This is a genomic window from Actinosynnema sp. NPDC037264 (assembly GCF_055603705.1).
Genome location: NZ_JBVJVK010000003.1, coordinates 367,367 through 381,887 on the forward strand (window position 1 = coordinate 367,367; position 14,521 = coordinate 381,887).

The window sequence follows — 14,521 nt, forward strand, 5'->3', positions numbered from 1 at the left end:
TCGGCGATGTCCAACGAAGAGAAGATGGTCGAGTACCTCAAGTGGGTCACGGCCGATCTGAAGAAGGCGCGGCAGCGCATCACGGAGCTGGAGGCCGGCGGCACGGAGCCGATCGCGATCGTCGCCATGGCGTGCCGGTACCCGGGCGGCGTGTCCTCGCCCGAGGACCTGTGGCGGCTGGTGCTGGAGGGCCGGGACGGCATCACCGCCTGGCCGGACGACCGCGGCTGGGACGTGGAGGCCCGCTACGATCCGGACCCGTCGCGCACCGGCACCTCCTACACCGACCAGGGCGGGTTCATCGTCGACGCGACGAGGTTCGACGCCGGGTTCTTCGGCATCTCGCCGCGCGAGGCGCTGTCGATGGACCCCCAGCAGCGGGTTCTGCTGGAGACCGCCTGGGAGTTGTTCGAGCGGGCCGGCCTCGACCCGACGGCCCTGCGGGGCAGCTCGACCGGCGTGTTCGCCGGGGTGGGCGAGCAGACCTACCTCGGTCTGGACGGCCCGGAGGAGCTGGAGGGCTACCTCATGACGGGCAAGTTGAGCAGTGTCGCGTCGGGTCGGGTGTCGTACACGTTCGGGTTCGAGGGTCCGGCGGTCACGGTGGACACGGCGTGCTCGTCGTCGTTGGTGGCGTTGCACCTGGCGGCCCAGTCGTTGCGCCAGGGCGAGTGCGACCTGGTGCTGGCGGGCGGATCCACCGTGTACGGCCACCCCGGCGGCTACGTCGACTTCTCCCGCCAGCGCGGCCTCGCTCCGGACGGTCGGTGCAAGTCCTTCTCCGCCGACGCGGACGGGACGGGCTGGTCGGAGGGTGTGGGGCTGGTGTTGTTGGAGCGGTTGTCGGACGCGCGTCGCAACGGGCACCCGGTGTTGGCGGTGCTGCGGGGCAGCGCGGTGAACCAGGACGGGGCGTCCAACGGCCTGACCGCGCCGAACGGCCCGTCCCAGGAGCGAGTCATCCGCGCCGCGCTGGCGAACTCCCGGCTGTCCCCGGTGGACATCGACGTGGTGGAGGCGCACGGCACGGGCACGCGCCTCGGTGACCCGATCGAGGCCACCGCGCTGCTCAACGCCTACGGCAAGGACCGCCCGACGCCGCTCTACCTCGGGTCGTTGAAGTCGAACATCGGCCACTCGGTCGCTGCGGCCGGCATCGGCGGCGTGATCAAGGCGGTCATGGCGGTCCGCCACGCCATCCTGCCCAAGACCCTGCACGTCGGCGAGCCCACGCCGTTCGTGGACTGGTCGGCCGGGTCGGTGGAGCTGCTGACCGAGAACCGGCCCTGGCCGGAGACCGGCCGGCCGCGCCGCGCGGGCGTGTCGTCGTTCGGCGTGAGCGGCACCAACGCCCACGTCATCCTGGAGCAGGCCCCGCCGGTGGCGGAGCCCGAGCGGGCGGACCGCGAGGCGCGTCTCCCGGTGGTGCCGTGGGTGTTGTCCGCCCGGTCGCCCGAGGCGCTGCGGGCGCAGGCCGACCGCTTGCGGGACTTCGTCGCCGCCCGACCGGACCTCGACCCGCTGGACGTGGCCTTCTCGCTGGCCACCACGCGCGCCGCGCTGGACCTGCGGACCGCGGTCGTCGGCGCGGACCGGGAGGCGCTGCTGGCGGGCTTGGCCGTGGTCGCCTCGGCCACCCGCGTGACCGGTCGTACCGGGTTCGTGTTCGCGGGTCAGGGGTCGCAGCGGGTGGGGATGGGGTTGGGGTTGGCGGAGTCGTTTCCGGTGTTCGGTGCGGTGTTGGAGGAGGTGTGTGGTGTGGTGGACGGGTTGGTGGGTGGGTCGTTGCGGGGTGTGATCGCTTCGGGTGTGGGGTTGGATGGGACGGGGTGGGCGCAGCCGGCGATTTTCGCGGTTGAGGTGGCGTTGTTCCGGTTGTTGGGGCAGTGGGGTGTGCGGCCGGATTTCGTGGTTGGGCATTCGATCGGGGAGATCGCTGCGGCGCATGTGGCGGGGGTGTTGGATCTTGGGGATGCGGTGCGGTTGGTGGTGGCGCGTGGTCGGTTGATGGCGGGGTTGCCGGCGGGTGGTGCGATGGTGGCGGTGGGTGCGGGTGAGGGGGAGGTGGTGCCGCTGTTGGTGCCGGGTGTGGATGTGGCGGCGGTCAATGGTCCGGACTCGGTGGTGCTTTCGGGTGTGGAGGAGGCGGTTCTTGCGGTTGCCGCGGTGTTGGCCGGGCGGGGTCGGGTGACGAAGCGGCTCACGGTCAGTCATGCGTTCCATTCGGCTTTGATGGAGCCGATGCTCGCGGATTTCCGTGAGGTGGCGGAGTCGCTGACTTATCACGAGCCTGTGGTTCCGGTGATTTCCACGGTGACGGGGGAACCGGCTGAGAAGCTGAACACCGCGGAGTACTGGGTGCGGCACGTCCGCGAGCCGGTCCGCTTCGCCGACGCGGTGCGCACCCTGGCCGACGCGGGCGTGACGGCGTTCGTCGAGGTCGGGCCGGACGCGGTGCTCACCGCCCTGGTCGGCGAGGTGCTCGGCGACCGGGCACAGGCCGCGGTGCCGCTGCTGCGTCGCGCCGTGCCTGACGCCGAGGCGCTGGTCTCCGGGATCGGGCGACTGCACGCCCACGGTGTCGCCGTCGACTGGTCCGCGTTCTTCGAGGGCAGCGGCGCCCGCCGGGTGGACCTGCCGACCTACGCGTTCCAACGGTCTCGCTACTGGGTGAAGGCCGAGGAGTCCGCGGACCCGGCCCGGCTTGGCCTGCGCGCGGCCGAGCACCCGCTGCTGGGCGCGGCGGTCACGCTCGCCGACGCCGGGGACGTGCTGCTCACCGGCCTGCTGTCGGTCAAGGCGCAGCCGTGGCTGGCCGACCACGACGTCGTGCCCGGCGTCGTGCTGCTCGAACTGGCGATCCGCGCGGGTGACGAGGTCGGCTGCACGGTGGTCGACGAGTTGGTCGCGCACGTGCCCTTGGTGCTCGACGGCAAGGCCGACGCGCAACTCCAGGTGCGGGTGGGACTGGCGGGCGACGACGGCTCGCACCCGCTGTCCGTGCACGCCCGGCCCGGCGACTCGGACGGCCCCTGGACCCTGCACGCCTCCGGCCGGGTGAGCACGGGCGCCACTGCGGCGTCGTTCGACCCGGACGCCCCGGCGACCGAGGTGGCGTTGCCGGCGCACCTGGTCGGAGAGGCTGGCGCGTACGGCCTGCACCCGGTGCTGCTGGAGGCCGCGCTGCGGGTCGGCGTGGACGGCGAGCCGATCCGCTGGCGGGCCGTGCGGCTGCTCGCGACGGGGGCGACGGCGCTGCGCGTCCGGCAGGTCCCCGGCGCGGACGGTGAGGTGGCGCTGCTGCTGTCCGACCGCACCGGCCGGCCGGTGGCGGCGGTCGGCGGCGTGCTGGCCCGCCCCCCTGCGGCCGACGTCCTGGCCAGGGCCCGCGGACGCGGCCAGGACGCCCTGTTCCGGGTGGCCTGGCGGCCCGTGTCGTTACCGGGGCGCGCGGTGCGGTGGGGAGTGCTGGAATCCGGACCGTTCGACGTGGATGTCCTCGACCCGCACCGGTTCGCCGACCCAGCCGCCGTGGCGGTCGCGGACAAGCCGGTGGACGCGGTGCTCGCGCCGTTTGCGTCGGCACCCGGCGCGGACACCGTGACCGCGGCGCACGAGGTGGCCGCACGTGTCCTGGACGTGGTGCGCCACTGGCTGGCCGACGGCCGGCTCACCGGCACACCGCTGGTCGTGCTGACCCGGGGTGCCATCGCGCCCACCACGACGGTCGCCGACCTCGGCGCGGCGGCCGTGTGGGGCCTGGTGCGCTCCGCCCAGTCCGAGGCGCCGGGCCGGGTCGTGCTGGTCGACGTGGACGACCAGCAGGCGTCTCTCGAGGCGCTGGGCGGCGTGGTCGACGCCGGCGAGCCACAGCTGGTCGTGCGCGACGGGCGCGTGTTCGCACCGCGGCTGGACCGGGCGCCGGCACCCGTGGCGGACCCGGCGTGGGACCCGGCCGGCACCGTGCTGATCACCGGCGGCACCGGATCGCTGGGCGCGACGTTCGCCCGGCACCTGGTCGCCGAGCACGGCGTGACCCGGTTGCTGCTCGCCGGCCGGCGCGGCCCGGACAGCCACGGCGCGACCGAGCTGGTCGAGGAGCTGACCGGCCTCGGCGCGCACGTGACCGTGGCGGCGTGCGACGTGGCCGACCGCGCCGCGCTGGCCGCGCTGCTCGACACGCACCCGGTGACGGCGGTCGTGCACACCGCGGGCGTCGCCGACGACGGCCTGCTGGACTCGATGACCCCGGAGCGGCTCTCGGCCGTGCTGCGGCCGAAGGTCGACGCCGCCTGGCACCTGCACGAGCTGACCCGCGACCGCGAGCTGACCGCGTTCGTGCTGTTCTCGTCGATCGCGGGCGTGATCGGCGGCCCCGGCCAGTCCAACTACGCCGCCGCCAACACCTTCCTCGACGCCCTCGCCGAGCACCGCGCCACCCTCGGCCTGCCTGCGACCTCCGTCGCGTGGGGCCTGTGGGAGCAGGAGGGCGGCATCAGCGGCCACCTCGACGAAACCGACCGCAGGCGCATCGCCCGCGGCGGGTTCCTGCCGATCACCCAGGACGTCGGCCCGGCCATGCTCGACCGCGCGCTGGGCACCGGCCTGCCCGCGGTCGTCGCCACGCCGCTGGACCTGGCCGCGCTGCGCGGGCAGGGCACGTCGCCACTGCTGTCCGGCCTGGTCCGCACCCCGCCGCGCGGGACCGCTCGCAACGAGGAGACCGCCGACGACGCGCTGGCCGACCTGCTCGACGGCCTGGGCCACGACGAGCAGCGGCGCGTCGTGCTCGACGTCGTGCTCGCCGAGACCGCCGCCGTGCTCGGCCACGCCTCGCCGGAGGGCATCGGCGCGGACCAGGCGTTCGGCGACCTGGGCTTCGACTCGCTGGTGTCGGTCGAGCTGCGCAACCGGCTCGCCACGAGGTGCGCCACCGCCCTGCCGCCCACGCTCGTGTTCGACCACCCGTCGCCCGGCGCGCTCGCCGCGTTCCTGCACGCCGAGTTGGTCCGGTCCGACAGCGCCGATCGGGAGGACTGCACCGCCGACGTGGTGCTGGACGACGACATCCGTGCCGCGGAGGTGGTGTCGACCACGGTCGACGACCCGGAGCACGTCTTCCTCACCGGCGCCACCGGCTTCCTCGGCGCGTTCCTGCTGCGCGACCTGCTGCGCACCACGAAGGCGATCGTGCACTGCCTGGTGCGCGCCACCGACGACGCGGACGGGCTGCGCCGGGTGCGGGAGAACCTGGAGTACTACCGGGTCTGGGACGAGGTCGACCCGGTCAGGCTCGCCGTCCACGCGGGCGATCTGGCGCAGCCGCGCCTGGGGCTGGGGGAGGAGCTGTTCGACGAGCTGGCCCGCGTGGTGGACGTGGTCTACCACGCCGGCGCGACCGTGCACTGGCTGCGGCCGTACGGCGACCTCAAGGACGCCAACGTCGGCGGCACCCGGGAGGTGCTGCGGCTGGCCGCCCGGCACCGCACCGTGCCGGTGCACCACGTCTCCACGGTCGGCGTCTTCGCCGGTGCGGCGCCGGGCGGCGGGGCGCTGAGGACCACCGACCCGACGGGCCCCGCCGAGGCCCTGCCCAGCGGCTACCTGCGTACCAAGTGGGTGTCCGAGCAGGTCGTGGAACTGGCGCGGGACCGCGGTATCCCGGTGTCGGTGTACCGGGTCGACGTGATCTCCGGTGACCGGGCCAACGGCGCCTGCCAGACGCGGGACTTCGTCTGGCTCAGTCTCAAGGGCATCATCCAGGCCCGCTCCGCCCCCGCGGGCGTCGGCGGCTACTTCCACCTGGCGCCGGTGGACTACGTCAGCACGGCGATCGTCGAGCTGTCCCGCCGGAGGGCGGGCCGCACCTTCCACCTCCACAGCGAGCACCGGGTCGAACTGCCCGAGCTGGTGCGCCGGCTGCGGTCCCTCGGCTACACCGTCGCGGACCGGAACCCGGACGAGTGGTTCGCCGAGGTCGGCGCCGACCGGGACAACGCGCTCGTCCCGCTGCTCGACGCCTTCCGGGTGATGACCGCCGACAGCGCGTCCTTCTACCCGCCCATCGACGTCACCGACACCGCGGTCGCGCTCGACGGGAGCGGCATCGACTGCCCTCCGGTGACCGAGGAGCTGTTCCGCGCCTACGTGGAGTTCTTCGTCGACGCCGGCCACTTCCCACCTCCCACCCGGAGCGAGGGAGCATGACGACCACCGACAGCACCCCCGACGCCCACCGTTCACGAGCGGCTGGACCGCGGCTCGTCACCCCGACCGGGCCCGGCGGTGTGGGCAAGACCCGGCTCGCGCCGGGCGTGGTTCGGCGATCGACGACGCGGCCGGGACGCCGAGGCGTTGCCGCTGGTCGGCGCGCCTGCCTGGTGCCGGGTACTGCGCGGCAGGCTCGGCGAGCGGCGTCGAGAGGTGACGGTGGCGCCGGCCGGTGGACCCGGAGGACGTGACAGGCACGGTGCGGGTGTGGCACACCGCGTTCAGGCTGCTCCTGGGCGTGGCGTCCGGTCTCGGACCGCGCCTGGCGCACCGCCGCCACCCTGAGGGAACGGGCAGGCGCACCGCCCCCGCAGGGCGAACGCGGCGACGTGCATCGGATCACCGCCACCACCCGGTCAGCCCTGGACGCCGAGCCCTTCACCAGGGCTAATGACCGGGGCCGGACCGACGGCGCGGAGCCGGACCTCCTGGTCCCCTAGCCGTCCCTCACCCCGTTGGCGGGGTCTCGTTCGGCGCCGGCTTGTTGGGCGGTGGCGGCTCCGGCGTGGGCGGGATCGGCGGCTCGGTGCTCGGCGACGGCTCCCGGGGCGGCTGCGGCATCGGGGGCGGCGTGGGCACGGGCCGCCCGGGGGGCGGTTGTGGCTGGACCATGGCAACCTCCTTCCCACCCGGGCTACCCACAATCACCGCTCAGGACGCGCGGTCCGCGGCTCGGGCCGGCGCCGGCGTCAGGTTCGGCAGGACCTCCCGGCCGAACAGGCGGATCGTGTCCAGCACCGCCTGGTGCGGGAGACCGCCTATGTCGACCATCACCAGCTGCGCGTCCAGGCCGAGCAGCTCGGTCACCCGGTTCAGCCGCTCCGTCACCTCCGCCGGGTCGCCGCACACCGCCGCGCCCTCCATCAGCACGTCGACGTCCGCCTCGCCGTCACCGCGCCACGGGTCGGCGAACTCCGCGTACGCCGCCAGGTGGGGCCGCCACGTCGCCCGCGCCTCCGCCGCCGTCGGCGCGACGAACACGTGGCTCGGCAACGCCACCCGCCCACCACCGCCCATCGCCGCCCGGTAGCGCTCCACCACCGGCCGGTGCGTGCTCGGGTCGCGCAACGTGCTCGGCAGCATCAACGGCAGCTCCAGCTCCACCGCCAGGTCCGCCGACACCGCCGACCCGCTGCCGATCCACACCAGCGGCCGGGGCTGCTGCACCGGGCGCGGCGTCGTCGTGACGTCCACCAGCGGACTGCGGTACTTGCCCTCCCACGTGACGTGCTTCTCCTCCAGCAGCCGCAGCAGCAGCCGCAGGTTCTCGTCGAACCGCGCCCGCAGGTCGTCCTGCACCCCGAACGCCACGTCCGTGCGCTGCGACACACCCCGCGCCACGATCAGCTCCGCCCGGCCGCCCGACAGCACGTCCAGCGTGGCCAGGGTCTCCGCCACCCGCACCGGGTCGTGGTGCGCCAGCAGCGTCACCCCGGTGGACAGCCGCAACGTCGACGTCCGGTCGGCGATCGTGGCCAGCAGCAGCTCCGGCGCCGACACGATGTACCGGGTGAAGTGGTGCTCGCCGATCGCCACCCCGGTGAAGCCGGACTCCTCCGCCACGACGGCCTGCTCGACCATCGCCCGCAGCCGTTCGCACTCGGTCACGGCCCGACCGGTGTACGGGTTGGGCAGGTGATCGCCCAGGATCAGCAGGTACACGTCCATCCGACAATCTTGCCCGCTGCGACTACGGTGGCACCCACCGAACCGGAACGTGGAGGAGCACCCGTGACCGCTGTGTCCGTGTCCGACAACCCGGAGCTGTCCCGCTACGAGGTCCACCTGGACGGCGAGCTCGGCGGTTTCGCCGAGTACACCTCGGCGGACGGCGTCGTCACGTTCACCCACACGGAGGTCGCCGTCGAGGGCAAGGGCCTGGGCGGCAAGCTCGTCCGGCACGCGCTCGAGGACGTGCGCGCCAAGGGCCGGACCGTCGTGGCCGAATGCTCCTTCGTGCGCGGCTACCTGGAGAAGCACCCCGAACTGCGGACCGGGTGACGTTTTCCCCGCTCCGGGCGCGCACGCCGCGCCGACGCACAGTGGACCCGGCTCACCAGCGCATACCCCGCCAGGGTTGCTTCTTCGTGTGAATCATCACAAAGGGGGGTAACAACACGGCTAAGTAGGCGGCTTTTGGTCAACAGTGGTAGCTGATCGTGTCAACATTACTGATCGTGGCCTCACTCGTCTTTGATCCCCGCCATGATGGTGATGTCGTCGACAGCAGATGCGGTCGACGGGGACGAGGACCGATCACGAGACCGATGAGGTGGGCCTGGCTGTGACCGCTGAGGTGAGCGGAAGTGGCGCACGGACGGATGGCCCGACCCGCCGGACGGGCACGTGGTCGGTGGTTCTCCGGCAGGTCCCACCGCGGGTGCTGAGGCTCGGCGCGCTCGGCGGGCTGCTGATCGCGCTCGGCGGCGTCGGCGCGGGCGCGGTGCTCCGCCGGGACCCGCTGCTGACCGGCACGATCCTCAACGCGGTGCGGTACGGCCACGGCCGCGACCTCGCCACCGCCGTGGTGTTCGTCGGCGTGGCGCTGCTGGTCTACTCGTGGGTCCGGCTCGGGCGGATGGTGCGCGCCGGCCAGGTCGACGGGCGCGGCGTGGTGCTGGCCGCCGCCGTCTGGACCGCTCCGCTGCTCATCGGCCCGTCGCTGTACAGCCGGGACGTCTACAGCTACCTCGCCCAGGGCGCGGTCGCGCTGCACGGGTTCGACCCCTACACGACCGGCGCGTCCGTGCTGCCCTTGTCGCTGGGCGGCAACGTGGCGTCGTTGTGGCAGAACACACCCTCGCCGTACGGGCCGCTGTTCCTCCTGGTGGCCAAGGCCGTGGTCGCGGTCACCGGCGACAACGTCATCATCGGCGCGGTCCTCATGCGGCTCGCCGTGCTCAGCGGGCTGGCGATGCTCGCGTGGGCGATGCCCGGCCTGGTCCGGCACCTCGGCGGGCGCACGTCGATCGCGCTGTGGCTGACCGTGGCGAACCCGTTCGTGATCGCCGTCGGCATCGGCGGCGCGCACAACGACATCCTGATGGTCGGCCTGATGGCCGTCGGCGTGCTGATGGTGCTGGACGGCAAGCACGTGCGCGGCATCGCGGTGATCGCCCTGGCGACCGCGGTCAAGGCCACCGCGGTGCTGGTGATCCCGTTCCTCGTCTGGGTCTGGGTGGCGCGGATGTCCGGCCCGGCCCGCCAGCGGTTCTTCCAGGCGTGCGCGGTGGGCGGCATCACGTTCGCCGGCGTCTTCGCGCTGTCCACGATCATCGCCGGGGTCGACCTCGGCTGGGTCAACGTGCTGCAGAGCCAGACGCCGCTGCTGACCTGGATGTCGCTGCCCTGCGCCGTCGCGGAGCTGCTCTACTACTCGGTCGGCAGGCACATCCCGGGTGCGACCTACGAGGGCTTCCTCGGCTTCTTCCGGTCGGTGGGCGTGTACGTCCTCGCCGCCGTGCTGGTCCGCCAGTGGTGGCTCGCCCGCGCGGGCGGCGTGGACGCCGTGCGGCGGGCCGCGATCGCCCTGCTCGCCGCTTCCGTGCTCGCGCCGTCCGTGCTCCCGTGGTACTTCACCTGGGTCCTGGCGCTCGCCGCGGCGTTCGCCTGGAAGGACCGGTGGCTCGCGTTCGCCGCGGGCTTCTCGGTCTGGATGGTCCTCATCACGCTGCCCGACGGCACGATCGTCGCCCGCTGGCACTATGGTTCGGCGAACCCCGTCGTGTGGTGGTCCTACCTGGCCGTCACCGTCCTGATCGGCGTGTGGGTCGGCCGGTCGCTGCTGGAACGCCAACCCGTGTGGTCGCTGCTGACCGAGCTGCGGGCGCGGTCGAGCGAGGTCGACCAGCCGACGCGGGTCGTCGAGCAGGCGCCGCCGCCCGCCGTCGAGCAGTCGCCGTCCGCCGAGGACGACGACGTGGCGGGCGAGCCGGACGGGGCCGGGAAGCAGCGCGGGAGCACGGGTGGTTGAACGGGTCGAACAGCGGGTGCTGAGGTTCGCGCCGCTGGTGTTGTGCTTGTCGCTGGGCTGGTACTTCTGGCGCTTGGGCGTGCCGAGCGGCTGGGGGATGATCGACCTCAAGGTCTACTGGAGCCTCGCCCCGAACCTGCTCACCGATCAGCTCTACACGATCGACATGCCGTTCACGGCGGACTTCCCGCTGCCGTTCACCTACCCGCCGTTCGCGGCCGTGCTGTTCCTCCCGCTGTCCTGGCTGCCGTGGGTGGCCGCGCGGATCGCGTGGCAGGTGTTGTCGCTGGTCTGCCTGTGGTGGCTGGTCCGCACGGCGTTGGCGCTGATCGCCGCGAGGTCGGGTCGGCCGTTCGACGCCGGCTGGTCGCGCCGGGCGCTGCTGTGGACGGCGCTGGCGCTCTGGTGCGAGCCGGTGCGCAAGACGCTCGACTTCGGGCAGATCAACCTGGTTCTGATCGCCGGCACCTTCGCCGCCATGGTCGCCACCCGGCACCTGGTGGCGGGCGTCGGCGTCGGCGTCGCGGCCGGGCTGAAGCTCACCCCGGCGATCTCGGTGCTGTACTTCCTGGTCACGCGCCGGTTCAAGGCCGCGGTGTGGACGGCGGTCGGCTTCGCGTTCACCGTGGCCGTCGGCTTCGCCGCCTCGGCCGCCGACTCGTGGCGCTACTGGTTCGAGCTGCTCGGCGCGGCCGACCGGGTCGGCCCGGTCGGGTCGGCGATCAACCAGTCGTTGCGCGGCGCGTTGTCGCGGACGCTCGGCCACGACGTCGAGATGACGTGGCCGTGGCTGCTCGCGGTGGTGGTGTCGGCGGTGCTGACCGGATTCGCGCTGCGCGCGGCGGTGAAGGCCGGGGACGCGTTGGCCACCGTGGTCGCCGTGCAGCTGTTCGGGCTGCTGCTCTCGCCGATCTCGTGGAGCCACCACTGGGTGTGGGTGATCCCCCTGGTGCTGTGGGCCGTCTACGGGGCGCGCCGCACGTGGCCCGTGCTGGCGGTCGCCGCGGCGTGGGTCGTGGTGACCGGCGCGGACCTGATCACCTTCCTGATCGACCAGCAGCCCACCATCTGGGAGATCCCCCGGCCGTGGCCGCTGGCCGCGCTCGGGTGGTGCTACCCGCTGCTCGGGCTGCTCACCCTCGCGGTGATGCCGACGGCGCTGCGCGCCGACACCCGCGAGCCGGTCGGCGCGACGCCGTCCGCCACCACGTCGAAGGTCGAGCCCAGTGTCAGCTGAACCCACGTCGCCCGCGGCGCGCGTGCTCGTGAAGGCGGAGCGGTGGCTGCTGGTCGCCGCACCCCTGCTGCTGGTGGCGTCCGTCGTGGGCCGCGGCTGGACGATCGTCACCGGGTTCGGCAACGAGACGATCGACCTGTACGTGTACTGGGCGCTGGCGCCGCACGTGCTCTCCGGCGACCTCTACGACGTCACCTCGCCGAACTCGCCGCCCGACTTCCCGCTGCCGTTCACCTACCCGCCGTTCGGCGCGCTGGTGTTCCTGCCGATGACGTGGCTGCCGTGGGTCGTCGCCCAGTGGGCGCTGCGGCTGCTCTCCGGGCTGTGCCTGTACTGGATGGTGCGCGTCGCCCTGCGCTTCGTGGCGGGCGAGGGCTGGACGGCGGACGCGGCGTTGTGGCGGCGCCGGGCGCTGCTGTGGACCGCCGTGCTGCTGTGGATGCAGCCCGTGGTGCACACGTTCGACTTCGGCCAGGTCAACCTGCTGCTGGCGGCGGTCGTGCTCGGCGCCATGACGGCCCGGGACTCGCGGCTCGCGGGCATCGGGATCGGCCTGGCGGCGGGCGTGAAGCTCGTGCCGGCGATCTCCGGGCTGTACTACCTGGCCACGCGCCGGTTCTCGGCGGCGGTGTGGTCGGTCGTCGCGTTCGCGGCGAGCGTCGGCCTCGGCTTCCTGGTGGACCCGGCGCAGGCCAAGCACTACTGGTTCGAGCTGCTCGGCGCGGCCGACCGGGTCGGCCCGATCGCCACCGCGCACAACCAGTCGTTGCGCGGCGCGTTGTCGCGGACGCTCGGCTACGACGTCGAGATGACGTGGCCGTGGGTGCTCGCGGTCGTGGTGTCGGTCGTGCTCGCCGGGTTCGCGCTGCGCGCCGCGGTGCGGGCGGGTGACGTGCTGATCGGCGTGCTGGTCGTGCAGGTCCTCGGCCTGCTGCTGTCGCCGATCTCGTGGGACCACCACTGGGTGTGGATCGCGCCGCTGCTGATCTGGCTGGTGCACACCAGGATCGCGCCGTGGGCCCGTGGCGTGCTGCTGGTCCTGTGGTGCCCGATCATGTTCTGGGACGTGATCGCGTTCCAGCTCGACCGGCAGCCCACCATCTGGACCATCCCCAGGCCCGGCTACCTGTCCGCGATCGGGTGGGCGTACCCGGCGTTGGCGCTGCTCACGCTGGCCGTGATCCCGTTCGTGGTGAAGGCGGTGGCGCGGCGCGCGCCGGCGAACGCGCCACTGGCGGACCGAGCCGAGGTTACCGGCAAGTAGGATCCGGGGATGGAGTGGACCGAACCCGGAGTCTTCGAGGTCGCGCCCGGTGTCTACCGCATCCCGCTGCCCCTGCCCAACGACGGGCTGCACACCGTCAACGTGTACGCGATCGACGACGGTGACGGCCTGGTCCTGATCGACTCCGGCTGGGCCCTGGACGCGGGCGAGACGGCGCTGGAATCGGCGCTGGGCGAGCTCGGGCGTGGTTTCGAGGACGTCCGCCGCTTCCTGGTCACGCACGTCCACCGCGACCACTACACGATGGCCGTGGCCCTGCGCCGCCGGTTCGGCACGAAGATCGCGCTCGGCGCGGGGGAGCAGCCCTCGCTGGCCAAGATCACCGCCCGGCGCCGGGACGGCTACCGCGACCTGGCGAAGTGGGGCGCGCCACACCTGGCCGAGCGGTGGCGGGCCGTGGTGGAGTCGGTCGGCGAGGCCGAGCTGCGCGACTACGAGGAGCCCGACGAGTGGCTCCGCGAGAGCGACCTGGCCCTGGAGAAGCGGGTGCTGCGGGTCCTGCCGACGCCCGGCCACACCCGCGGGCACGTGGTGTTCGTCGACGTCGAGTCGTCGCTGCTGTTCGCCGGCGACCACGTGCTGCCGCACATCACGCCGTCGATCGGCTTCGAGCCCGCCCGGCCCGCGCTGCCGCTGGGCGATTACCTCGACTCGCTGCGCCTCGTCCGCGAACACCCGGACCTGCGGCTGCTGCCCGCGCACGGCCCCGTGACCGAGTCGAGCCACGCCAGGGTGGACCAACTGCTCGCCCACCACGAGGACCGGCTCACGGCCACGCTGGACGCCGTGCGCGCGGGCACCGGCACCGCCTTCGAGACCGCGCGCAAGCTCGGCTGGACCAGGCGTGGTCGGCGGTTCGCCGAGCTCGACCTGTTCAACCAGGTGCTGGCCACCGGCGAGACGGCCGCGCACCTCGACGTGCTGGTCCACCGCGGCCTGCTGACCGCCGAGGAGGCCGACGGCGCGGTGCGGTACGCGCTCAGCTGAAGTGCTCGGCCAGCACGGTCGCGAGCACGTCCGGCGCCACGCCGTGCCAGTCGCCGGCCACCGTGCGGCGCCGGGCGTTCGGCAGGCGTTCGGCCACGCCGTCGGCCCACCCGCGCAGCCGCTCGTCGCTGCCCGCGCTGTCGAGCACCAGCGTCGGCGTGGTGATCGAGGCCAGGTCCGGGGGAGTGCCGGTGATGGTCAGGTCGTAGGCGGTGGTGTGGGCCATCGCCTCCAGCGCCGGCCAGCCCGGTGACCGCCGCATCCCGGCGGTGAACTCCTCCGGGATGCCGCACGCGACCTGGAACCGGACCACCGCGTCACCGCGCCGCCCGGCCGCCACCAGGGCGTTGATCTCGTCCCGCACGTCGGGTCCGGTCGGCTCCTCGAACGACAGCGGCGGCTCCAGCAGCGCCAACGCGGTGATCGGCACCCCGGCCGCCGCGGCGTGCAGGGCCAGCACCGCGCCCGACGAGAAGCCGTAGGCGAAGGCCGAGCCGCCTGCGGCCGCCACGACCGCCGCCAGGTCCTCCACCTCGCGGTCGATCGCGTACGGTCCGCGGTCCGTGCTCTCGCCGCGGCCCCGGCGGTCGTAGGTGTAGGCCGTGTACCCCCGCAACGCCGCCGCGACGTCGGGCATCGGGCCGCCGCCCCGGAAGCAGCACGCGGCGTCCACCAGCACCACCGCGGGACCGTCACCGACCCGCGAGAACCCGATCGTCGTGCCGTCCTTCGAGGTCACGGTGCCCATCACGACTCCTCCAGGACCAGG

The 14,521-nt window shown here is 73.3% G+C and carries 7 protein-coding genes and 1 pseudogene; 6 read left to right on the forward strand and 2 right to left on the reverse strand.

Annotated elements, in window-relative coordinates:
* Positions 1–6: 6 nt before the first annotated feature.
* Positions 7–6,207 (forward strand): annotated as a pseudogene (locus tag ACZ7GX_RS06095) (type I polyketide synthase); the annotation flags it as partial.
* A 714-nt stretch (positions 6,208–6,921) separates the two neighbouring features.
* Here the strand turns inward: ACZ7GX_RS06095 and ACZ7GX_RS06100 are convergent.
* Positions 6,922–7,938, reverse strand: coding sequence for an LLM class flavin-dependent oxidoreductase (locus ACZ7GX_RS06100; protein WP_498773383.1), 1,017 nt, complete (start codon positions 7,936–7,938; stop codon positions 6,922–6,924).
* A 63-nt stretch (positions 7,939–8,001) separates the two neighbouring features.
* Between ACZ7GX_RS06100 and ACZ7GX_RS06105 the strand changes: the two genes are divergently transcribed.
* From ACZ7GX_RS06105 to ACZ7GX_RS06125, 5 genes are all read left to right on the forward strand, one after another.
* Positions 8,002–8,271: a GNAT family N-acetyltransferase gene (locus ACZ7GX_RS06105; RefSeq protein WP_498773385.1), complete on the forward strand. Its 270-nt coding sequence runs from the start codon at positions 8,002–8,004 to the stop codon at positions 8,269–8,271.
* Between the two features lie 379 nt (positions 8,272–8,650).
* Positions 8,651–10,243, forward strand: a complete 1,593-nt coding sequence (gene mptB, locus ACZ7GX_RS06110; RefSeq protein WP_498773387.1) for a polyprenol phosphomannose-dependent alpha 1,6 mannosyltransferase MptB — start codon at positions 8,651–8,653, stop codon at positions 10,241–10,243.
* The gene (locus tag ACZ7GX_RS06115) at positions 10,236–11,480 is read left to right on the forward strand and encodes a glycosyltransferase 87 family protein (protein WP_498773389.1); all 1,245 of its coding nucleotides are present in this window, start codon (positions 10,236–10,238) and stop codon (positions 11,478–11,480) included. The genes mptB and ACZ7GX_RS06115 overlap by 8 nt, the downstream gene beginning before the upstream one ends.
* The gene (locus ACZ7GX_RS06120) at positions 11,470–12,744 is read left to right on the forward strand and encodes a glycosyltransferase 87 family protein (RefSeq protein WP_498773391.1); all 1,275 of its coding nucleotides are present in this window, start codon (positions 11,470–11,472) and stop codon (positions 12,742–12,744) included. Before ACZ7GX_RS06115 ends, ACZ7GX_RS06120 begins: the two co-directional genes overlap by 11 nt.
* A gap of 9 nt (positions 12,745–12,753) precedes the next feature.
* Positions 12,754–13,752 (forward strand): MBL fold metallo-hydrolase, encoded by a 999-nt coding sequence (locus ACZ7GX_RS06125; RefSeq protein ID WP_498773392.1) that lies wholly within the window; start codon positions 12,754–12,756, stop codon positions 13,750–13,752.
* On the opposite strand, the gene ACZ7GX_RS06130 is transcribed toward ACZ7GX_RS06125, so the two are convergent.
* Positions 13,745–14,500: an alpha/beta fold hydrolase gene (locus ACZ7GX_RS06130; protein ID WP_498773394.1), complete on the reverse strand. Its 756-nt coding sequence runs from the start codon at positions 14,498–14,500 to the stop codon at positions 13,745–13,747. The genes ACZ7GX_RS06125 and ACZ7GX_RS06130 overlap by 8 nt on opposite strands.
* Positions 14,501–14,521: the final 21 nt, after the last annotated feature.